Genomic DNA, 20,979 nt, shown 5'->3' on the forward strand with positions numbered 1-20,979 from the left:
GAGCTCGCCACTTTCGAAACGGCAGACGGTATTCGGCCGCAACGCCCGGCGTGCTCCAGCGGTCCGGGGGAGAAACCCCAGACAGTCTGGAGCACATGTGCGTGCCGCGGGAAAGAGGGAACCGTGCCGATCGTTGCACTCCCGTGGAGAAGAACGCTCCCGGAGCTACCGTGCGGCCCGGGCGCGTGCCGTCACGAAGAAAGCGGGGACATTTACATGGCGCCCGTCCACCGTGACCGTCCCCTGATAGTCGAGGGGGGCGGTGGAGAGGATCTCGAAGCCGGCCGCCCCCAGTTTGCGCTGCAGGGCGTCGGCCTCCCGGGCGACCGGCAGCGGGACCCGATCGAAGACGAACCCGAACTTCTCCGCGGGATCGCCCTTGCGCTTGAGCTGGCCGAGGATGAAGTCCCGGCTGGCCGGGGCGAGTTCATAGAAGAAGGCGCCGCCGCTGGAGCCGGCCAGGTGCGCCAGGGACGTGACCGCGCGATCGAGTTCGTCGGGGGTGAAGGCGTGCAGGACGGTGCGGACGTACAGCGAGGCGTCACCGATCCGTTCGTGCAGCGCGGCAGCCTGCTCGGGTTGGAGCAGATCGAGCTGCTCGTACTCGACGCCGGGGGCGCCGTGGTACTTTCGCGCCCGCTCCACGGCGCTCGGGGCCACGTCCACGCCGATCACCCGGTCGAAGTGCGTGGCGATGGCCGCCGTCTGCGCGCCGTCCCCGCAGCCGACGTCGATGACGGGCTTGGAGGGGTCGAGCACGCTGCCGAACAGGTGCAGGTGGGCATGGGCCACGTAGGTGGGGTCCACGTCCCACGGTGATGCGCCGGGCGTCGGGGGAAGGTCTTTCCAGAAGCGGTCCCACATGGCCTCGAAGCGGCTCATATGTGCTTCCTCTCCTTGATTCTCGGCATTTTCCGAACCCGTACCGCGTATTGGGGAAGGCCCATGTCGGCCTTGATGCACGGGAGACGGAAGTTACTTTTCGATCATTCGCCCGTCGGTCGGTTCTGTAAAGGTAGGGGCGCGTGATGTGTCAGTTCCGGTAGTCGGGCTGCTGATTTTTCGCACGGAGTGCGAGAAAAGTGCTGCGCTTTTTTCCGTGGCGTGCCGAAGGCGCCCGCTCATTCCTGTCGAACGGGCCGACGCATGTTCGCCGACGGGAAAATAGCCGTATGCGGAACGCATACGCAAGCTGCGGGCCGAGCGGGAGGTCCCCGGCCCGCAACTGTGATTTCCCGTAGTCTGCGGAGGCTGTGGCCGATGGCGGCCGGAAGATTTCGCGATGCCGCGGGGGCGGACCGCTCAGCCCGGTTTCATCCCACCAGTTCCCGGATGTGTGGCACGAGTGCGCGGAAGGCGGCGCCCCGGTGGCTGATGCGGTTCTTCCGCTCCGGGCCCAGTTGCGCGGCGGTCACCCTCTCGCCCAGTGGCTGGAAGACCGGGTCGTAGCCGAACCCGCCTGTGCCCTCCGGAGAGGTGCGCAGTGCGCCGGGCAGCTCCCCGAAGGTCACCCGCTCCGTGCCGTTGGGCAAGGCGAGCGCGGCGGCGCAGACATAGCGGGCGGTTCGGTGCGGGTCGCCGATGTCTTGCAGCTGCGCCAGGAGCAGGCGCAGATTGGCCTCGTCGTCGCCGTGCCGACCGGCCCAGCGGGCGGAGAAGACGCCGGGCGTCCCGGAGAGGACGTCGACGCCGAGGCCGGAGTCGTCGGCGATGGCGGGCAGCCCGGTGGCACGGGCCAGGGCATGCGCTTTGAGCAGGGCGTTCTCGGCATAGGTGACCCCGGTCTCCTTCACATCGGGGATGTCGGGGTAGGCGTCCGCACCCACCAGGTCGTATGGGAGCGCCGCCTCGCTCAGGATCGCCTTCAGCTCGACGAGCTTGCCCGAGTTGCGCGTGGCGAGGATCAACGTGTTCATGAGTCAAGTATCCAGTCGAGGTGGGGTAGTTGGGGTGAAGTGGCGGACGCTTCCGGGCACGGTGCGGACGCTCGCCCGCCGACAGCGGGAGGGGCCGAGACAGGTCCGTGCGGCTGCAAACCGTGGGCCGGGCAGGTACGCCCGACCGGCCGGAAAGCGTGCGACGGGCCGAGGCCGAGCCGTGCCGCGGTGTAGGCGGCGGACGCCAGCGTCACATGGCGGTGCCATCCGGCGAGCGATCTGCCGCTGAAGTCACGCAGGCCGACGGCCTCGACGGCCCAGGCCACCTCCCGGTCGACGCGGCGGGCCAGATCGGCGTACTCCACGAGCCGCTGCAAGGGGGTGTCGACCATGTCCGTCAGCCACAGGTGTTCGGGGGGCCGGCCCGGGTCGTGCCACTCGCCGACCAGCAGCAGCCGCGGTCCCGCAACGGCTTCCTGCGCCAGCCGGACGGGCACCGCGGCCGCAAGAGAGCGGGCAGGCGGCCGCACGCCGCCCGGGGCGGCGTGCCGTACGGGCTGCCGGACGCTCCGGGCGGCCTCCAGGATGACCTGTGCGGAGAATGAGCCGCGCCGGTATCCGGGCATGTGCCGGTCGGTCACCGCGAGCCGGGTGGTGAGTGTCGTCCGGGCGAGGACCGGGGTGACGTTCCGGGTGAACCGCGCCAGGGTGGCCCGGCTCACGTCGCCGGGCACGTTCATCACCACCGGTCTGCCGCGGACCCCGGTGTCGCGGGGTGTGGCGAGGGCGGCGCTCGCGGCCCAGCCCTGCGGGGTGCTCCCGGCCGCGCTCCGCGACGGCCCCTCGGTCCCCGGCGTGCCCGCCCCCGGCAGGAACAGCAGCCAGTTGACCGGTGCGGTCAGCTCCGGCGACGCCAGCCAGACACCGTACGCGAGCTGTCCCTGGAACGTCCCCTGCCGCTGTGGGTCGAACATCTCGTCGACGCCCACGGACTGCTTACCGGTCCTGGGAATGGCCATCGAGTGCACGACGAGCGCGCGGGCCGGGTCGGTCTTCTCCGCCAAGGCGGCCAGAGCCGCGCGGATGGGGCGCCAGTCCCAGGTCGAGTCGGCAATGAAGTGGTGCAGGCGCTGCGCCGCGGCCGGATCGCCCGTGATCGCAGCGATGTTCCTGATCGACTTGCGGCCCTGCGCCGCGAGCAGGCCATGCAGATACTGCCGGGCCCTGAGCTGCTGATCCTTGCGTCTCAAGGAGGCGAACAACTCGGCGCAGAAACCCTCCGGCACCTCGCCGTCGCCGGCCGTACAGACCGAACCGGCACTCGGGCGGGTGCCAGGGCCCGCACCGGCATGTGCGTGGGCTTCCATCGAGCTTCTCCCTTCTGTCCGGTCTGTCCTGTCTGTGCGGCTGTCCGGTTCGGTCGGTGGCCCTTTGGGCACCGGGGCGAGAGCCGGCCCGGACGGGATTCGTCAGGCCCCGGCCATATGGGTTCCTCCGTCGACGTGGACGATCTCCCCGGTAGTCATGGGGAACCAGTCCGACAGCAGGGCCACCACAGCGCGGGCGGCGGGTTCGGGGTCCTCCAGGTCCCAGCCGAGCGGCGCGCGCGCCGTGCTGGCCTCGGCCAGCGCCTGGAAGCCGGGGATGGACTTGGCGGCGGTGGAGCGGATGGGCCCCGCGGCGACCAGGTTGCAGCGGATGCCCCGGCCGCCCAGTTCCCGGGCGAGGTAACGGGACGTCGCTTCCAGGGCCGCCTTGCTGACACCCATCCAGTCGTAGTAGGGCCATGCCTGCTGGGCGTCGGAGTCCATGCCCACCACCGCGCCGCCGCGCAGTTGCAGCAGCTTGGCCACGGCGACCGTCAGGGACTTGAGCGAGAAGGCCGAGATCTCCACTGAGGTGGCGACCGAACTCCACCTCGTGTTGAGGAAGTTACCGCCGAGCGCGTCCTGGGGTGCGTACGCGATGGAGTGCACCACGCCGTCGAGGGCCGGGTCGGGCCCCAGATGCTCGGCGACCCGGTCGGCCAGCGAGGCCAACTGCTCCTGGTCGCACACGTCCAGGTCCACCAGGGGAGCCGGCTCGGGGAGCCTCTTGGCGATCAGCTCGACAAGTCTCCGTCGGCCGTAGGAGGTCAGAACCACCCGCGCGCCCTCGCGCTGAGCGAGGCGCGCCACGTGAAACGCGATGGACTTCTCCGTGAGCAACCCCGTGACCAGGATGTTCTTTCCGCTGAGTATTCCGCTCAGGTCGTCACACCTCCTTGGTTCGCGCACCGTCGGCCGCCACCACAGCGGCCGGCGGAGCTGTGCGGTCGGTGGGTTCCGGTCCGCCGACCGGAGCGAGCCCGGCCAGCAGGCCCGCGACGATGCGCGGACCGTTGTGGGTGAGGACGGACTCCGCGTGGAACTGCATGGAGGCGAAGTGCGGGGACCGCAGGGCGTGCACCTCACCGGTGCGGCGGTCCCTGCTGATCTCGACACGTGCCGCGTGGGGCCCCTCGACCACATCGCGGGTGCTGTGGGCGACGAAGGTGTTGTAGAAACCAACCTGCTCCCGGCTGCCGAACAGGTCGATCTCGCGCTGGAGCCCCTGGTTGGGCACCTCCTTGCGGACGACGCCGAGGCCGAGCAGCCTGCTGAGCACTTGGTGGCTCAGGCACACCGCGAGGAAGGGCCGCCGCCCGTTCAAGAGTGCGCGGATCGCGCCCTCCAGGTGAGCGATCTTGGGGTCGGACGTGGCGCACGGGTCACCGGGTCCCGGCCCCATGACGACGACGTCGTGGCCGGTGAAGGTGTACTGCTCGTCGAACCGGCGGGCCGTCACCTCCATACCCATACTGCGCAATTGCAACTCGATCATGGAGGTGAAGGTGTCCTCAGCGTCGATCACGAGGACCCGTAGCCCGGCGAGCCGGTCCCGCGGCACGTCGGGCGGCATCTGCGGCACCTCGCCGTCGGCCAGCCAGAACCCGGCCAGCGCGTCGTTGCGGCTGCGCAGTGCCGCCCGCACCTCGGGATGGTCGCGGAACCCGGCGGACGCACGCCCCTCCAGGGCGGCGATGAGCCCGGTGGCCTTCGTCCGGGTCTCGGCGACCTCGGCGACCGGTCGGGAATGGCGTACGAGGGTGGCACCGACCCCGATGGCGACCCGGCCCGCGCGGTCGATGTCGGCGGTGCGGATCAGGATGGCGGAGTCCAGCGTCCGACCGCCCCACTCGTCGCGGCCGATGAGCGCGGCGACACCGCTGTAGTAGCCGCGGCCCTGTGGCTCGTACCGGGCGATGACCCTGCAGGCGCTCTCCAGCGGACTACCCGTCACGGTGGGCGCGAACAGTGTCTCGCGCAGGATGTCCTGCGGTTCACGATGGGTGTGGCCCTCGATGAAGTACTCGGTGTGCGCGAGCCGGGACATCTCCCGCAGATAGGGGCCGTCCACTGCGACGCCGTCGGAGCAGACCCGGCTCATCATCTTCAGTTCCTCATCGACCACCATGTACAGCTCGTCGGTCTCCTTACGGTCGGCGAGGAAATCCAGTACGCCGGGCAGGGTGGGGCCACCGTCCGGGTAGCGGTAGGTGCCGCTGATCGGGTTCATCACCGCGGTTCCGCCGTGCAGGCTCACATGGCGTTCGGGCGAGGCGCCGACGAAGGTACGGTCGCCGGTGTGGATGAGGAAGATCCAGTACGCGGACGACTCGCGCTCCAGCAGGCGCCGGAAGAAGGAGAGCGCGCTGTGCAGACCGTAGTCGCCGATCTCGGTGACGAAGGACCGCCTGATGACGAAGTTGGCTCCGAGCCCGGTGCCGATCTCGTCGGCCACCACCCGCTCCACGATGTCCGCGTAAGCGTCGTCGGGCAGGTCGAAGTCCCCGCCGAGAAGCCGGATTCCGGTGTCCTGGACGCGGCGCAGGACCTCGGCGAGCGGTACGGCGGCCTGCTCCCGCACCGTCAGCGCGAGGAGCGGCGCACCGTCGTCGACGCAGGTGAAGCCGCGCTCGGCGATCTGCCGGAAGGGCACGACCGCCAGCACCTCGTGGTGCGCACCGGGCCGGGCCGGCGTGCGCGGCAGGGGCAGCTCGGCGAGCGAGGCGCACTCGCTCACCTCGCCGAGGACCACGTCGACCAGGCCCCTCGCGCGGCTTCCGGGACGGTACAGCAGGGCACAGGGCCCGGGATCGGCCGACAGGACGCGGCCGAGAGGGTCGGTCCCCTGGGCACCGGTCATTCGAGCGCCTCCTTCGTGGTGAGAACCACGGCGCAGGTGCGAGAGGCATGGTCGAGGGTCCTGCGGTGGTCGTCCGCGCTGAAGTCGGCGACGGCGTCGGCCACCAGGAAGGGCTGGATGTCGTGGGTGTACGCCTCCAGCGCGCTGGTCAGCACCCCGACGTGGGCGTACACCCCGCACACCACGAGCTGGTCGCGTCCGTGCCGGCGCATCCGCTCGAGCAGGTCGCTCTTGAAGAAGGCGCTGTAGCGCCACTTGGTGAGCACCCAGTCGTCCTCGGCGGGGGCCAGGGGTTCGACGATCTCGCGGTCGGCGTGGCCGGCCCGCATGCCCTGGCCCCAGAAGTCGGCCAGCAGGCCGCGCTGTTCGGGGGGCATGTCGCCGGGCTGAGCCGTGTAGGCGATCGGCATACCCGCGCCCCGGCAGTGTTCAAGCAGCGCGGCGGTGTTGCGGACGAGTTCGGTGCGCAGGACGTCGGGCAGTGGCCGCAGGAAGAACCGCTGCATGTCGTGGACGAGCAGGACGGCCCGCGCGGGATCGATCGTCCACAGGGGCACACGGGCGGGCAGGTCCCCGCTGGTCGGCATCGGGTAGGGCTCGATGGGCGGGATGCTGGGCATGGCGCTCCTCTCAAGGGCTGGGAAGAGGGGTCGGCGGGGCGGGGCGCGGAATGTGTTCGCGGAGCGGGGACCCGTCCGGTCGGGCCGGTCCGGGGCGTGTGCCGCCCGGCCGCCGGATCGGGGAACCGCGGGTGGCCAAGGCGGTGCGCAGACGGCGCACCGGACCGACCGCGGAGCGCTCAGGCACCGAGGGTGGCTCCGCCGTCGACCGTCAGCTCGTGCAGGGTGATGTGCGACGCCTCGTCCGAGAGCAGGAAGAGCACCGCGTCGGCTATGTTCTCGGGCCGGGCGATCCGGCCCAGCGGGATGCCGAGCCGGTACGTCCCGGGGGTCCCCCGGAGTGTGGCCTCGCGGCCGGACTCGTCGTGCCACATCGAGGTGAGCATCGGGGTGTCGGTCGACCCGGGGGCGACCACGTTGCAGCGGATGCCGTGCCCGGACAGTTCGATGCCGAGGGACTTGGTGAGCTGGACGGCGGCGGCCTTGGAGGCGGCGTAGGCGGCCATCTCGGCGCGTGGCGTGCGCGCCGCGTTGGAAGCCACGGTCACGATCGACCCCGCGCGGCGCGGGACCATCCGCTCGGCCATCGCCCGGCACATGTGGAAGACACCGGTGGTGTTGACCGCCAGCGTGTGGGCCCACTCCCGGTCACCGAAGCCGACGACCGGACCCAGGTGCAGCACTCCCGCAGCGTTGACCAGGAAGTCGACCGCGCCCAAGCGCCGTTCGACCTCGCCCACCAGGGTGTGCACGGCGGCAGCGTCGCTGACATCGGCGGGAAAGACGGTCACCCGGGAGCTGCCCGTGGTGCCCTCGGCCGCCCACTGCTCCAGTCGCGCCCCGTCGAGGTCGACCGCCGCCACGCGCACGCCGCGCGCGGCCAGGGCCGCGGCGACGGCGCCGCCGATCCCCCCGGCCGCTCCGGTGACGATGGCTGTCTTGTCCTGCATGGGCTTCCTTTCCGTGTCCTGTTCCGTTGCGCGTCGTGGGTCGCGGTGGGACGGAGCTGTCCCGTCGGCTGCCGGCTCCCAGGGAGGCCCGTTCCGTTCGTCACCGTCCTTCGGGGCTGTTGCCCAGCTCGCGCATCAGGGCCGCCAGACCCGCACGAGGGACATTGCCTGGGCCGGGTTCAGCCGCGGATCGCACACGCTGGTGTACGGGCCGAGCTCCCCGTTCGCCTCCAGGGCCGCCGCGTTCGCCACGCACTCCACGACGTCGTCGGGGGTGGTCTCCAGATGCAACCCTCCGGCGACGCCACCAGCCGCGCCCACGGCCTCCTGGAAGGCCTGGATCTCCTGCTGGAGGGTTTCGATGTACCTCCTTTTGCGGCCGTCGCGCGCCGAGACGGTGTTGCCGTGCATGGGGTCGGTGAGCCAGACCACCGGGTGGCCCTCGGCACGGACGGCGGCGACGAGCGGGGGGAGTACCCGGGCCGCCCGGGCCGCGCCGGTGCGGGCGATCAGGGTGAGCCGGCCCGGCTGCCGCATCGGGTCGAGTCGTTCGCACAGCGCCAGGAGTTCCTCGGTGCTGGTGGTCGGGCCCACCTTGCAGGCCACAGGGTTGACCACTTCGGCCAGCAGCGCCACGTGCGGGCCGTCGGCCTGGCGCGTGCGCTCCCCGATCCACGGCAGATGTGTGGAGGCGAGCAGCAGCCGGCCGTCCTCGGTACGGCGCAGCATGGGTATCTCGTAATCGAGCAACAGGGCCTCATGGCTGGTCCAGACCACGGGTTCGCCGGGGGTGCTGTGGCCCTGCTCGCCCCACCCGAGGTGGCCCATGATGTCGGCGGCGGCCATGTATCCGGTGAGTAGCCGCAGCGGATCGGGACGGCGGTTCTCCGGCAGCGGTACCGGATCGTTGACCATGTGGCCGCGAAACACGGGGAGTTCGCAGCCGTCCACCGTCTCGGTGGGGTTCGAGCGCGGCTTGCCGAACTGTCCGGCCATCCGGCCGATCCGCAGCACGGGCCTGCCGGTGATCAGCTTGAGTGAGCCTGCGAGCATCTCCAGTACGGCGCACTTGCGGGCGACGTGGCCGGGCGTGCACTCGTCCGGGTCCTCGGCGCAGTCGCCGGCCTGAATCACCTGTGCCTCTCCCGCCGCCACGCGGGCCAGCAGAGAGCGCAGGAGCGCGACATCCGCAGCTCGTACCAGGGCGGGGCGCTGGGCGATCGCCTTGCGCACCCGGGCCAGTTGGGCCGGATCTTCCCAGGGCGGCTGTTGTCTGGCCTCCTCGTAACGGAGGCCGAGCAGGGTGTTGTCCACTGTCTTCTCTCCCCTTGCGGGCCTGGTACGTACGGCGGAACGGAGGGGTGTCACGGGACGAGTCCGCCGCCGATGCCGAACACCCGTCCGGTGATGCAGGAGGCGCGGTCGGAGACAAGACAGGCGACCATGCGTCCGCACTCCTCGGCCGGTGCCCGGGTGCAGCCGAGGCGTGTGGCCTTGAGCGCCGAGCAGTTGGTCTGACCGGCGCTGCCGTGCACACGCGCGACGGAGGAGAGGGTGACGGTTCCGCCCGCCTTGCGGCACAGCGTGGAGCGGTCGCGGGCGATGCCCGCGGCGTCGACGAGGATCCGTACGGGGCCGTGCCGCTGCTCGGACTGCGTCACGAACTCCCGGGCGCCGCCCGGCTCGCTCAGGTCGGCGGCGCGACTGTACACACGGGCGCCGGTCGCCGCCGGATCCGCCTTCTCCTTGGTGGCGGCGTCGTTCGAGCGGTAGCGGAGGGCGACATCGTGGCCGGCGCCGGCGAGCCGTGCCACGACGGACCGCCCGACGCCCCGGGAGCCGCGGGTGACCAGTGCCACCGGCCGGTCGGAGGCCGGCACGCTCATGCCTCCGCGAGCTTTCGCCGGACCAGCTCGCGGACGCTCAGCAAGGTGCTGATGGTCTTGAACTCGTCGTCCGAGACGACGACGCCGTAGCGGTCCTCCAACCGGGTGGTGATCTCCAGTGAGGTGAGGGAGTCGACACCGAGGTCCTCCGCGAAGTGCGCGTCGTCGGTGACCTCCTCAGGCGGCAGCTCGAAGGTGAGGGCCATCAGACTGCGCAGTTCCTCCAGGTCGACGGAGTCCGGGGTGCTGTGGGACATGGTGCTGTCCTTTCGGTCATTCGCCTCGTCCGAGGTCGCTCGGGCCGATCGGGCCGATCGGGCCGCTCGGATCACTTGGATCGCTCAGGTCGCTCGGGTCATCTGGCTCGCTCGGACCACTCGGCCGGGGAAGTGAGGGTGGTGGCCGGGGGGCAGCAGGGTCAGTGCGGCGGAAACGCCTGCGGCTGAGGCCGTGGCGAGCGCCACACCCCCGCCGCCGGCGTCGAAGTGGGCGACCACCGCCGCGCACTGGACGACACCGAGGGCGCCGCCGCACTCGCCCAGCGCGTCCGCCAGGTCCACCTGCCGCACCGAGGTGCCCAGGTGCGCGGGGCGCGTCTCGCGGGCCCCGGTCAGCCACAGCCCGATGTCGGGGGCCAGGGAGCCGGAAGCCGTGCGCAGCACCTCGTCGTGGTCCCGGCCTCGGTGGAGGCCGTGCCAGCGGGCACGGACGCGGCCCCCTCGGTCCGCCGCGTGCGTGGCGGACTCCAGGACGATGGTGGCGGCGCCGTCGAGGGTGCGGGTGCCCAGCAGCTTGTGCACGACGTCGTTGTCCGGTTCGACGCCGGTGACAACAACGGTGTCGGCTCGGTCGGCGGCGATCAGGTTGCGGCCCCAGTGCAGCGCGTCGAGGCCGCTCGTCGCCCCGTTGCACAGAGTCACCGCGGGGCCGTGCAGGCCGTGGCCGGCCGCGATCCAGCCGGCGATGGCGCTGGTGGAGGTGTGGGGCAGGCCCACCGCGGAGACCGCCCGCGAGGTCTGCCGCGCCGCGATGTCCACATACGCGCAGACGCTGTCGTAGTTTCCGGTGTTGGAGCTGACGACCACCGCGGAGCGGGTGCCGTCGAGCACCGGGCCGCCGGCCCCAAGCAGTCCCGCGTCGCGTAGGGCAGGTTCCACCGAGCGGAGGGCGAGCCGGGTCGCCCGGTCCTTGTGCCGCAAGTCACGGCCCCTGAGCTCGGTCTCCGGGTCGAAGCCCGTGCCGTCGACGGAGGAACCCAGCAGGTCGCCGGGTCCCGTGAGGCCGCGGATCGCGAGGCCGGCCCCGGTCACCACCACGGCGGTGCGTGCCATCGGTTCGTCGCTCATGCCTTCTCCACCAGCGCCACGGCGTTGATCCCGCCGAATCCGAACGCGTTGACCTGGGCAAGGCCGATCGGTGCGGGCCGGCTCGCGTCCCGCACCAGGCGCAGCCCGGCGGCCTCGTCGATCGGCTCTCGCAGTCCGATCACCGGCGGTACGGCGCCGTGCCGCATGCTCAGTACGGCGGTCAGCAGGCTGAAAAGACCGGAGCCGCCGAGAGTGTGCCCCACCCCGGACTTGACGGCGGTCATCAGTGGCCCCGGGCCCTCGGCGAAGACCTCGGACATGACGGCCGCCTCGGTCTCGTCGTTGCGGGCGGTGCCGGTGCCGTGCAGCATGACCAGTTCGATGTCGCCGGGTGTCACACCGGCCAGCTGGTGGGCTTCGCGCACAGCGGCGGTGATGCCCCCGGCGGCGGGGGCGGTGGGATGGGCCGCGTCGCAGCTGAGTCCGACCGAGCGCAGCCTGGCCAGAGACCGGCCCGTGTCCGCACGGCGCAGCACGGCGGCGACGGCGCCCTCGCCCATGACCATGCCGCGGTGCCCCCGGTCGAAGGGCCGGACCGCGTCGGGCACCAGTGTCTGGGCGCGGTCCATGGCGGCGAAGGTGGATTCGGCGATGGAGTCGGTGCCCGCCACCACGACGGTGTCGGCCTGCCCCAGATCGATCATGTCGGCGGCCAGGCCGAGCGCGTACAGGGAGGCGGCGCAGGCGTTGGCGAAGGTGTAGGAGGTCGTGGCGGCGAAGCGCTCCCGCAGCGCCGTCCCGAAGTCCAGCCGATCCACGGGAACCCTGGGTCCGCCCCGCCACCACAGTTCCACGCTGCGCTGCTCGCGCAGGGTCGTGCCGACCAGTACGGGTACCTCGGCGAGGTCCTCCTCGAGTCCGGCGTCGGCCAGTGCCTGAGCCACGGCCGACAGGAGCCAGCCGGTGGCCCGCAGGGGGCGGTCCCCGCCGGGGCCCCGGTCGTCGATCTCGTAGGCGTGGCGCGCGCGGTAGTTGGCCGTGTCGAAGACCCGGACGGGCGCCAGCCCGTCGCGCCCCGCGCACAGTGCGTCGTAGGTGGTGCGGGCGTCGCCGCCGACGCTGCTGACGATTCCGATGCCTGTTATGTCCCAGCTCATGTCCGGGCCACCCGTTCGCGCAGGATGTGCGCCGCCACCTTGCCGCTGCCGGTGACGGGCAGTTCGGTGAACAACTCCACCCGCGAGGGGCGCTTGTGGCCGGGCAGCCGACGTCGTGCGGCGGCGATCACCTGTCGGCGCACCCGTACGGGATCGCTCCCGGCTGCGGGCTGCACACAGGCGACCGCCTCCTCCAGGCCCTCGGGGCTGCGGCTGGAGACGACCACGCAGGCCACGACGCCGTCGACCTCGCGCACCACGGACTCGATCTCGGCCGGGACCACCTTGTAGCCGCCGATGTTGAGGACGTCGTCGCTGCGGCACAGATAGTCGAACGAACCGTCCTCGGCCTTGCGCACCAGGTCGCCGGTGTAGGCGCCGCCGTCGGTGAACGCGGCACGGTCGGTCTCCTCGCGCCCGACGTAGCCGAGCGCCACGGTCGGTCCGGCGATGTGGAGCCTGCCTGCCTGCCCGTCGGGCAGTTCGCGGCCCGTGTCGTCGCGGACCGTGGCGCGGACTCCGGGGGCGGGTCGTCCGAGCGATCCGGTGGTTGCTTCGTGGGCGGACGTGAGGAGGACGACGTGCATGAGTTCGGTGGCGCCGAAGCAGTTCACCAGGGCGGCCCCGAAGGCGGAGCGGATGCGATCGGCCAGGGGGCGCGGGCAGTTCTCGCCCGCCGTCGTGCACAGGCGCACCGTGTCGTGGCCGATGTCGGCGAACCCGGGCAGTGCCAGCAGCGCCGCGTACAGCCGGGGCACGGAGCAGAAGACGCTGGGCCGGTACCGGTCGAGCGCCGCCGCCACGACGTACGGGTCCACCGCGCCGCGGATCAGGGCCGCGCTCGCGCCGGCCGCGAGGACGCACAGCACCGCATTGCCGAAGCCGTAGCCGAAGGACAGCCGGGCCGTTGTCAGCAGTATGTCGTCGGGGCGCAGATTCAGTGCCCTGCCGAAGCCCTCGACCATCGCCACCAGAGCGCCCGCCGAGTGGCGCACGCCCTTGGGCGCTCCGGTGCTGCCCGAGGTGTACTGCACGAGTGCCTCATCGCCTGCGGGCCAGCGGAAGGGGACGGCCGGGCCCTGTGACGACGCCCCGCCGTCCGCGGCGCGGCGCTCGGCGAGTTCCCGGCGGAGGTCCTCCCCGTCGGTGCGCGCGTACCCGCCCAGCACGGTGTGCAGAGCCGCCCGCTTGCCGTCGTCGCCGTCCACGTGGACCACCCGGGCTCCGCAGTCGTCCACCGCGAAGGCGATGGCACGGTCGTCGAGGAGCGGACTCACCACGACGGGTACCGATCCGTTCCACCAGTGCCCGAGGACGGCGGCCACGGACGCGACGGAATCCTCCGCGACCACCGCGCCCCGGTCGCCGGGCCGCACACCGAGCCGGTACAGAGTTTCGGCGTAGGAGCGGGCCGCCTCGTACAGAGCGGCGTACGAGACACGGCCGACGTCGGGATCGATGCAGGCGATCGCTTCCCCGCCGTCCGCCGCGATGCGGTGGTGCTGCACCAGTCGGCCGACCAGATCGCAGGCGCCGTCCACGAGGTTCGCGCCGTCGGCCTCGGGCGCGGTGGGCGTGTCTCCGTCCCGGGAGGCGGGTTCGGCAGGCGCGGCGACGTCGTGCGAGCCGAGCGCGGCGAGCGCGTCCGAGACGGATCCGACGGCGGCCGCGGTCTGCGGCGCGAAAGCGGTGCCGAATCCCTCTTGAATCCGCGTGATGGCCTCCACCTTCTCCAGCGAGGTCATCCCGAGTTCATCGACCCAGCGGTCGTTCTCGCCGACCTCGGACGGTTCCAGTTCCATCACCTGTGCCACGATCTCGCGCAGCAAATCACGTGCGGTGGCTATTTGCGCGGTCACTGGTGGATTCCCTTTCTGTCGATGCCGCGACATTAACCCCGGAGTTTTGGGCCCCGGTACCGCACGATCGAGTAGAAAGGGCCGTCGATCCACCTACCTGTTCGAGCAGTTCCGGCGGCAACAGTTCACGGACTACCGTCGTCGCAGACATGACACACCCCTCGGGGCCCCGCAACGACCAAGGCCAGGTGGACATGCCGCTCACGACGGACACCATGCTCGACCAGGAAGCCCGCACGCGGATGCACGAGGACACATCCGTGGGCGGTGGAAACGCGTGGCAGAAAGCGCTGGAGCTGAGCCCGCACCCCGACAAGACGTGTCTGCTGGCGGATCGTCCGGTAAATAATTGCGACGGCGTTCCGCAATCTGAATTCAATCTGCGGCAACTCGATGAACTCGCCGAGTCCTGGGCATCTTTGTACTGGGACCGCGGGGTACGCCGCAGGGACCGCGTGGCCGTCTGGATCGACGACTCCTTCGACGACCAGCTCCAGTTGGCCGCACTAGCCCGGCTCGGCGCCATTCCGCTGCTCATCAACGGCCGAATGTTGTCGGAGTCGGCGCTGAGTCTGATGACCCGCACGAATCCCGTGGGGCTGTACACGGACGCGGCCCATCTCCTCCTGCTGAAGGGCCGGCACGAGAAGCTGCCGGAGCTGCGCTGGACCATCACGCCGGAGGACGGACGCGGGCTGGGTCGACGGACGCTGCCCGAGCGGGCGCGGCACCGGCACGGTGATGACGACCCGGTCTTCCTGTGCCACTCGTCGGGCACCACCGGCACCCCGAAGCCGGTGATCTGGGCGCACAGGCAGAGCCTGGCCGGCCCCGGCTGGCGGCTGTCCGTCCCCGAGGACCCGGCGATCCTGATGTCGGCAGCCCCGCAGTCCCACTCGTCCGCGATCGCCTACACCCTCTACTCGCTGCTGTGCGGCCTTCCGCTGATCTCGTTCTCCGACCAGTCCGGCCCAGGGGTGGCGCGGGGCGTCCGCGAGCACCGGCCAACCCGCATCCTGGCGTTCAACCAGACCTACTCGGAGCTGGCCGCCATGAAGCTGGACCCGGACGACTTCACGTCAGTGCGCGAATGGCAGAACACCGGTGACTCGGCGCACGACGCGCACATCCGCAAGTTGATCCGCCACGGCCATCACCTCGCCGACGGCGAGCGCCTGCCCGGTTCGGTCTTCAGCGACGGCCTGGGCTCCTCCGAGCTGGGCTGGGCGACGTTGCGCCGCTACATCGACCAGGACACTCCCTCCCGGCCGCGCTTCATGGGCAACCCGGTGCCAGCCGGTGAGGTGGCCGTGCTCCGCCAGGACGGCAGCAAGGCAGCGGACGGCGAGGTCGGCATGTTCGGGCTGCGCAGCCGCTCGGTGGTGCCCGGCTACTGGAACGACGCCGACACCTACTACCGCAGCAGGCTCGTCGGCTACTGGCTCTCCGGCGATCTCGCCTACCACGAGGGGGACGACTTCTTCCTGGTCGACCGGGCGGCGGACGCGATTCATTCCCCCGACGGGCCGGGCTACTCGGTGCTGATGGAGGAGATACTTCTGATGGGCCTGCCCGAGGTGGCCGATTGCGCGGTCGTGGCGGGACACCGCGGGGACACCGCCCGCCCGGTCGCCGTGGTCAGGACCACCGAGGACGCCGATCCCGACGATCTGCTCAAGCGTGCCAACTCCGCACTGAGCAAAGCCGGCCAGCCGCCCCTCGCCCTGCTGGAAGTAGTCGATTCCCCGGCGGCCATCCCCACCGGCCCCACCGGCAAAGTACTCAAACGCGTGCTGCGGGAGAGGTACGCGGATCTCGACACGTATCCGGCGACCGCTACCGGGCGCTTCGCCACCGATGGAGAGGGGGCATCGCTGCGATGACGCAGTCCTCCCTTCCCGAGACGGCTGCGGCCGGCGACCTGTCAGCGTGGATTTCCCGCCCCGGCGCGGCTGAAACACTGGCCGCACGCATGGGCATCGAGCTTCTCGAAGCGACCGCACAGCGTTTGGTCGGCACCATGCCGGTGGCGGGCAACAAGCAGCTGTACGGCATGCTGCACGGTGGCGCGTCCGTCGTGCTGGCCGAGACCCTCGGCTCCATCGGCGCGGCGATACACGCGGGCGGCGGACACATCGCCCTCGGTGTCGATGTCAACGCCACCCACCACAGGCCGGTGCGCAGCGGCATCGTGACCGGTGTGGCCACGGCCCTCAACCTGACCCCGACCATCGCCTCGTACGAGGTGGTCATCACCGACGAGGCCGGTCTGCGCCTGTGCACCGCCCGGATCACCGTCGCGCCGAACACGGCGGAGGTGATCCGCCGCGCACGGTCGTGACCCGACCGCGCTCACTCGCTCCCGTGCGCCCGTGTCCCCGGGCCCCCTCACCCCGAGCTCCCCGGCCGAGGTCTTTCCGGAGCGGGAGACGGCGCGGTGACCGTGGAACCCTCCGATTTCCCAGTCGACCATGGCTCCCTGTGCCAGAAGGGCTGGACAGCTCCGACCCTGCTCGACGCCCCGGCCCGGCTGCGCCACTCGCCTTCCGCCGGGCGGACGGCGTACTGCCGCTCCGCCTCCATGCTGGGCAAGTACTGCGCCGCGCCTCCACGTTGGGCAAGTTCGCCAGGGTCGCTCTGCGAACGTCGCCGAACGACCACAACGGCCGCTTCCGCATGTCTGCGACAGCCGTGGCCGGCATGGCCGCCTTCGGCCCGGACTGGGGGCTGCCGCTCCCGCTCACCGGCCTCGACGGTGCGGAGGCGGTTCCTGCTGGTCGGCGCCGACGTCGCCGAGACCATGCCGCCGCTGCTGCGCGTCTCGACGGCACTGTCCTGATCGTGGTGGACCCCCGCCACTCGCGCACGGCCGACCGCGCGAAGCTGCACCCGGGCCAGCGGCCGGGTACGGATCTCGCGCCGGCGCTGGGCCTGCTGCACGCGGCGGTGTCGGAGGGGCTCTGTGACGAGCCGTAAGTGGCCGGGCGCACCGACGGGTTCGACGCGGCACGCTACAAGATGGCGTCCGGTGCGGGCGGAGGAGTTGAGCGGCGTACCGGCGGTGCGGCAGCGCGAGGCGGTGCAGATGTCGGCACGGGCCCAACACGCCGGGCAGGGCCAAGGCCAGGAGGCGGGCGCGCGAGCGGAAGGCGGACCGGCTGACGGCTACCGCAGGACCGACGCCCCGGGCGCGCGGGCCCATGCCGCCGAGTGGGGGCCCGAGCTCGCTCCCGGGACCCGGCCGTCCCGCCTTCGACCTGCTCCAGAGTCTGAGAGCGGGTCGAGGGCCGCGGACGGACTGCTGGTCCTCGGATCGAGCCCCGCGGTCTCGGCCCAGCCCCCGGCCACCACCGGACGCAACGGCTGCCAGGTCGAGATCGCGGAGTTCTCGCGGGAGCCTTGCCAGGGACGGGCGGCGTGATCCGGACACTCGTCGTGGTTAGTTTTCGGCATGGTTGCCCACTGGCTGCTGGACCGGTTGTACGCAGAGATTTCCGGCCACTTCTGTCGGTGGATGTACGGTTCGGCCGTGCTGCTGTCCGTCTCGATCGCGCGTGAAGCACGGTGACCGCGTACGACGGCGCGGCGTACCGCTACGACGCGGACGCCGTCCGTCCGTGGGGGTCCGGCCGGCCGATGCGACGAAACTCGGCGTTCACGTACAGCGGGCCGGCGACGGTTGAAACTACCCGGTGCCGACATGGCCGGTTTCAGTGACGCCCAGGCCCTGGCTCCCAGGGCCCTGGGGATCAGTTACCACAGACAGCGAGCGGTAACGGGCCACATCCTTGACGCAAAGGTTGTCCTGTAAAAGGCCGCAGAGACACTGTTCGGCGGTATTCTCATTGGTGAATCGTTGGCCTGATTTGGTGAATCGTTGGCCCGGTCGTCGCTGCCCGCACCGCTCTGGCAGAAGTTGCCCACACCCATGGAGAAGCTCCTTCCAAGGAAGATTTCCCTCCGCGCCTATTCGTCTGATCGTGACGGAGCCAGATTCCAGGAAAAGCAAGGCTCAATATCGGCTGACCTTGCTCTGTCGCGCCGAGTGTCGACATGGCTATACTGCTTTGTCGCTCATCGGATCGCCAAGGGAGCATTATGCAACTGGAAAGGTGCAACACAGGACTCTTCTTCAGTCTTCTCGGCACCCCGGAAATCCTCGCGGCAAGCCGACGGATAAACCTTAAGGGAGCGCGGCAGCAGTCGCTCGCCGCCATGTTGTCGCTGGATGCCGGGAACACCGTCGGGGCGAGTCGGCTGATCGAGGGCGTCTGGGGTGGCCGTCCACCCGCGACGGCTGACGCCCAATTGCGTATCTGCGTCTCACGGCTGCGCCGTCGGCTGGCCGAGGCAGGGGTGCCAGGCATGATCAGCACTGACAGCCACGGCTACCGCCTGGCCGTACGACGGGATCAGGTCGACGTGCACCGCTTCACCGATCTGCTGGCAATGTCGCGCGAGGCCGAGGCCGAAGGGGATTGCGCGGAAGCCGTGCGACTGCTGCGCACGGCCCTCGGCCTGTGGCGCGGCCCGGCAGCGAGAGGGCTGACGAGCCCACTGATACGTGCCGCGGCAATGCGTCTCGACGAGGAGCGAGTGGGAACGTTGGAGCACTGCTTCGGCCTGGAAATCAGGCTCGGCCGACACCACCAAATATTGCCGGAACTGATGGCTCATGCCGACGAGTATCCGTTCCGGGAGCGGATTCAGTTCCAGCTCCTCACGGCCCTTTACCGTTCCGGCCGTCAGGTGGACGCACTGCATACCTACCGGAAGATCAGGAAAAAATTTACGGAAGAGCTTGGGATCGAGCCTTCGCACTTACTTCGCATCCTGGAAAGGAAAATCCTCACACAGAGTCCGGAATTAAGTAGATTTTACGTTCAGGAAGCCAGGATTTCGGCGTAAATACGACGCCGCGGGTACGCCCGTACGCGGACGGAGACGCGACCGCCGGTGGTGCCCGGTGCCCCGGGACACCACCGGCGCGCATGGGGTGGCTCATTCCGCGGCCGCCCGACGCGACAACCGCATCAGCCCCCACACGGTAGCGGCCACCGCGAGCGTCAGCACCACCGCCAGCGCGGTCGACAGCTCCATCGCCTCGGCGTAGCTACCGGCTCCGTGCCGGGAGCCCAGCGCGGCGTAGAAGATCGTGCCGATCACGGCGACTCCGATCGCCGAGGCGAACTGCTGGGCCGTCGTCAGGACGCCGGACGCGGCACCGGCCTGGTGCGGCCGCACCAGGGCAAGGGTCGCACCGTTGAGCGCCGGAAGCACGATGCCGTTGCCGATGCCGACGATCGTCAGCGCCACGATGACGAGATACAGCGGAACGTCACCGGACGACACTTCGAGTGCCACGGCCAGCAGGCACAGGCCCGCGGCGATGAGCGCCGTGCCGAGCAGGACCACCGGCAGTCCGTGGCGCGCGGTGAGCCGCTTGCCCACCATCGAGGCCACCCCGAACATCACACCCATCGGTGCGAAGGTCAGGCCCGCCCTCACCGCGCTCTGCCCCAGGCCCGCCTGGAGCAGCAGCGTGAGGGTGAACATGAAGCTGCCGAAGTAGAGATAGAAGGCGAAGCCGGCGAGCAGTCCGGTGCGGAACGGCGGGCTGTGGAAGAGGGAGAGCTCAAGGGTCGGCGTGCCGCCCCGGCGCGTCAGTCGACGCTCCCACGCCACGGTCGCCGCTCCGGCTGGAACCGCGGCGATCATGCAGAGCCAGGTCCACAGCGGCCAGTGCTCGCCACGCCCGAGCGACAGCGGGATCACAAGCAGCGCTAGCGACAGGGCGATGCCCAGCGCGCCGAGCGGATCGGCTGAGCTGCGGCGCCTGGACGCGCGGGCGTCGGCGGAGCGTCCGGGCAGCACCCGGAGCGCGACCAGTGCGGCCACCAGGCCGATGGGACCGTTGATCAGGAAGATGACACGCCAGCCGAGCCCGAAGACGTCCGCCTCCAGCAGGACCCCGCCGAGCACCTGCCCGGCGATGGAGCCGATACCGCCCGCCACTCCGTACCAGGCGATGGCGCCCGGCCGTGCGGCGGCGGGGAAGACCGCGGTGATCGTGGCCAGGACCTGGGGCACCATCGCGGCCGCGGTCAGCCCCTGGAGCAGCCGGAACGCGATGAGCTGGGCCGGGTTCGCAGCCAACCCGCACAGCACCGAGGTGACGGCGAAGCCGAGCGTGCCGATGACGAACATGCGTCGGTGGCCGAGCAGGTCACCGAGCCGGCCGCCGGTGATCATGCCGCTCGCGTAGGCGAAGGCGTACCCGCCGACGATCAGTTCCAGAGCGGCCTGCCCGGCGTGCAGGCTCTCGGAGAGCGAGGGTGCCGCGACATTGGCGACGAAGAAGTCGAACTGAGCCATGAAGACCGCGACGAGCAGCACGGCGAGCATGCGTCCGGTCCTCGGGAGCGGGTCGGAAGCACGGGCGGCCAGGGACGACGCCGCACTCGAGGGTGCGGTGGGGTTCTCCGCGGTCATGGATTCCCATCTCATCGACTACAGCGCACAGTCAAAGCCTTGCGAGATCGAGAATTGACCATATCATGGATAGTTAATGTCTACAATGACATCTCTTAGGATGAGGTATGAAGCTGTCGCAGGGAGTTGAGTGGAGCATGCACTGCGCGGTCGCCCTCGCGCAGACCGCGTCGGGTGTCTCGGTGTCACGCCGAACCCTCGCCGAGCGCTACGAGCTGCCCGAGGCGTACTTGGCCAAGCATCTCAAGGCCATGGTCGCCGCCGGTTTGCTGCACGCCATCACGGGGCCCAGGGGCGGGTTCCGGCTCGCGCGGGCCGCCGAGGAGATCACCGTGCTGGACGTGGTGGAGGCCGTCGACGGCAGCGGACCGCACTTCGTGTGCCAGGAGATTCGGCAGCGGGGTACCGCCGCGTTGCCGCCCGAGCAGTGCCGGGAACGCTGCGGTGTCGCCCTTGCCCTGGACTCCGCGACCGAGGCGTGGCGATCCTCGCTGCGAGCGGTCACGATCGCCGACATCGTGGCCCGGCTCCCCGCAGGAGCACGCGCCCAGTGGTAGGCACAGTGTCGGTCGGCCGCGCACCGTAGTCCACCTCGACGCACCCG

General features: G+C 70.6%; 19 protein-coding genes. 5 read left to right on the forward strand and 14 right to left on the reverse strand.

Annotated features, from left to right (window positions below):
* Nucleotides 1-165: 165 nt before the first annotated feature.
* From GPA10_RS24320 to GPA10_RS24380, 13 genes are all read right to left on the reverse strand, one after another.
* Nucleotides 166-882, reverse strand: coding sequence for a class I SAM-dependent methyltransferase (locus tag GPA10_RS24320; protein ID WP_157167324.1), 717 nt, complete (start codon nucleotides 880-882; stop codon nucleotides 166-168).
* Between the two features lie 431 nt (nucleotides 883-1,313).
* Nucleotides 1,314-1,916 (reverse strand): RdgB/HAM1 family non-canonical purine NTP pyrophosphatase, encoded by a 603-nt coding sequence (gene rdgB, locus GPA10_RS24325; RefSeq protein ID WP_157167325.1) that lies wholly within the window; start codon nucleotides 1,914-1,916, stop codon nucleotides 1,314-1,316.
* On the reverse strand, nucleotides 1,913-3,244 hold the full coding sequence (locus GPA10_RS24330) for an IS701 family transposase (protein WP_157167326.1): 1,332 nt from the start codon (nucleotides 3,242-3,244) through the stop codon (nucleotides 1,913-1,915). Before GPA10_RS24330 ends, rdgB begins: the two co-directional genes overlap by 4 nt.
* A gap of 102 nt (nucleotides 3,245-3,346) precedes the next feature.
* Complete coding sequence (gene fabI, locus GPA10_RS24335) at nucleotides 3,347-4,126, reverse strand: enoyl-ACP reductase FabI (RefSeq protein ID WP_157167407.1); 780 nt, start codon at nucleotides 4,124-4,126, stop codon at nucleotides 3,347-3,349.
* A gap of 4 nt (nucleotides 4,127-4,130) precedes the next feature.
* The gene (locus GPA10_RS24340) at nucleotides 4,131-6,104 is read right to left on the reverse strand and encodes a chorismate-binding protein (RefSeq protein ID WP_157167327.1); all 1,974 of its coding nucleotides are present in this window, start codon (nucleotides 6,102-6,104) and stop codon (nucleotides 4,131-4,133) included.
* Nucleotides 6,101-6,724, reverse strand: coding sequence for an isochorismatase family protein (locus GPA10_RS24345; protein WP_157167328.1), 624 nt, complete (start codon nucleotides 6,722-6,724; stop codon nucleotides 6,101-6,103). The genes GPA10_RS24340 and GPA10_RS24345 overlap by 4 nt, the downstream gene beginning before the upstream one ends.
* 179 nt (nucleotides 6,725-6,903) lie before the next feature.
* Entirely contained in the window at nucleotides 6,904-7,674 is a 771-nt protein-coding gene (locus GPA10_RS24350; protein ID WP_157167329.1) for a 2,3-dihydro-2,3-dihydroxybenzoate dehydrogenase, read from the reverse strand.
* A gap of 135 nt (nucleotides 7,675-7,809) precedes the next feature.
* Nucleotides 7,810-8,988, reverse strand: coding sequence for a 3-deoxy-7-phosphoheptulonate synthase (locus GPA10_RS24355; protein WP_343041280.1), 1,179 nt, complete (start codon nucleotides 8,986-8,988; stop codon nucleotides 7,810-7,812).
* Between the two features lie 50 nt (nucleotides 8,989-9,038).
* Entirely contained in the window at nucleotides 9,039-9,560 is a 522-nt protein-coding gene (locus tag GPA10_RS24360; RefSeq protein ID WP_157167330.1) for an SDR family NAD(P)-dependent oxidoreductase, read from the reverse strand.
* Entirely contained in the window at nucleotides 9,557-9,817 is a 261-nt protein-coding gene (locus GPA10_RS24365) for an acyl carrier protein (protein ID WP_157167331.1), read from the reverse strand. Before GPA10_RS24365 ends, GPA10_RS24360 begins: the two co-directional genes overlap by 4 nt.
* Before the next feature lie 84 nt (nucleotides 9,818-9,901).
* On the reverse strand, nucleotides 9,902-10,906 hold the full coding sequence (locus GPA10_RS24370) for a beta-ketoacyl synthase N-terminal-like domain-containing protein (RefSeq protein ID WP_157167332.1): 1,005 nt from the start codon (nucleotides 10,904-10,906) through the stop codon (nucleotides 9,902-9,904).
* Entirely contained in the window at nucleotides 10,903-12,024 is a 1,122-nt protein-coding gene (locus tag GPA10_RS24375; protein WP_157167333.1) for a beta-ketoacyl synthase N-terminal-like domain-containing protein, read from the reverse strand. The genes GPA10_RS24370 and GPA10_RS24375 overlap by 4 nt, the downstream gene beginning before the upstream one ends.
* On the reverse strand, nucleotides 12,021-13,883 hold the full coding sequence (locus GPA10_RS24380) for an AMP-binding protein (RefSeq protein ID WP_343041281.1): 1,863 nt from the start codon (nucleotides 13,881-13,883) through the stop codon (nucleotides 12,021-12,023). The genes GPA10_RS24375 and GPA10_RS24380 overlap by 4 nt, the downstream gene beginning before the upstream one ends.
* A gap of 149 nt (nucleotides 13,884-14,032) precedes the next feature.
* Here GPA10_RS24380 and GPA10_RS24385 point away from each other — a divergent pair, with 149 nt between their 5' ends.
* The 4 genes from GPA10_RS24385 (at nucleotide 14,033) to GPA10_RS24400 (ending at nucleotide 18,791) form a co-directional block, all read left to right on the forward strand.
* Nucleotides 14,033-15,766, forward strand: a complete 1,734-nt coding sequence (locus GPA10_RS24385; RefSeq protein ID WP_246259635.1) for a class I adenylate-forming enzyme family protein — start codon at nucleotides 14,033-14,035, stop codon at nucleotides 15,764-15,766.
* Complete coding sequence (locus GPA10_RS24390; protein WP_157167335.1) at nucleotides 15,763-16,224, forward strand: hotdog fold thioesterase; 462 nt, start codon at nucleotides 15,763-15,765, stop codon at nucleotides 16,222-16,224. The genes GPA10_RS24385 and GPA10_RS24390 overlap by 4 nt, the downstream gene beginning before the upstream one ends.
* A gap of 335 nt (nucleotides 16,225-16,559) precedes the next feature.
* Nucleotides 16,560-16,859: a hypothetical protein gene (locus tag GPA10_RS24395; RefSeq protein WP_157167336.1), complete on the forward strand. Its 300-nt coding sequence runs from the start codon at nucleotides 16,560-16,562 to the stop codon at nucleotides 16,857-16,859.
* Between the two features lie 1,077 nt (nucleotides 16,860-17,936).
* Nucleotides 17,937-18,791: an AfsR/SARP family transcriptional regulator gene (locus tag GPA10_RS24400; RefSeq protein ID WP_157167337.1), complete on the forward strand. Its 855-nt coding sequence runs from the start codon at nucleotides 17,937-17,939 to the stop codon at nucleotides 18,789-18,791.
* Between the two features lie 93 nt (nucleotides 18,792-18,884).
* Here the strand turns inward: GPA10_RS24400 and GPA10_RS24405 are convergent, their stop codons facing one another.
* Nucleotides 18,885-20,375: an MFS transporter gene (locus tag GPA10_RS24405; protein WP_246259637.1), complete on the reverse strand. Its 1,491-nt coding sequence runs from the start codon at nucleotides 20,373-20,375 to the stop codon at nucleotides 18,885-18,887.
* Between the two features lie 107 nt (nucleotides 20,376-20,482).
* Here GPA10_RS24405 and GPA10_RS24410 point away from each other — a divergent pair, with 107 nt between their 5' ends.
* A complete protein-coding gene (locus tag GPA10_RS24410; RefSeq protein WP_157167338.1) occupies nucleotides 20,483-20,932 on the forward strand; it encodes an RrF2 family transcriptional regulator in 450 nt (149 codons plus the stop codon).
* The last annotated feature ends 47 nt before the right edge of the window (nucleotides 20,933-20,979 follow it).

It is taken from the genome of Streptomyces typhae, assembly GCF_009755605.1.
GTDB lineage: Bacteria > Actinomycetota > Actinomycetes > Streptomycetales > Streptomycetaceae > Streptomyces > Streptomyces typhae.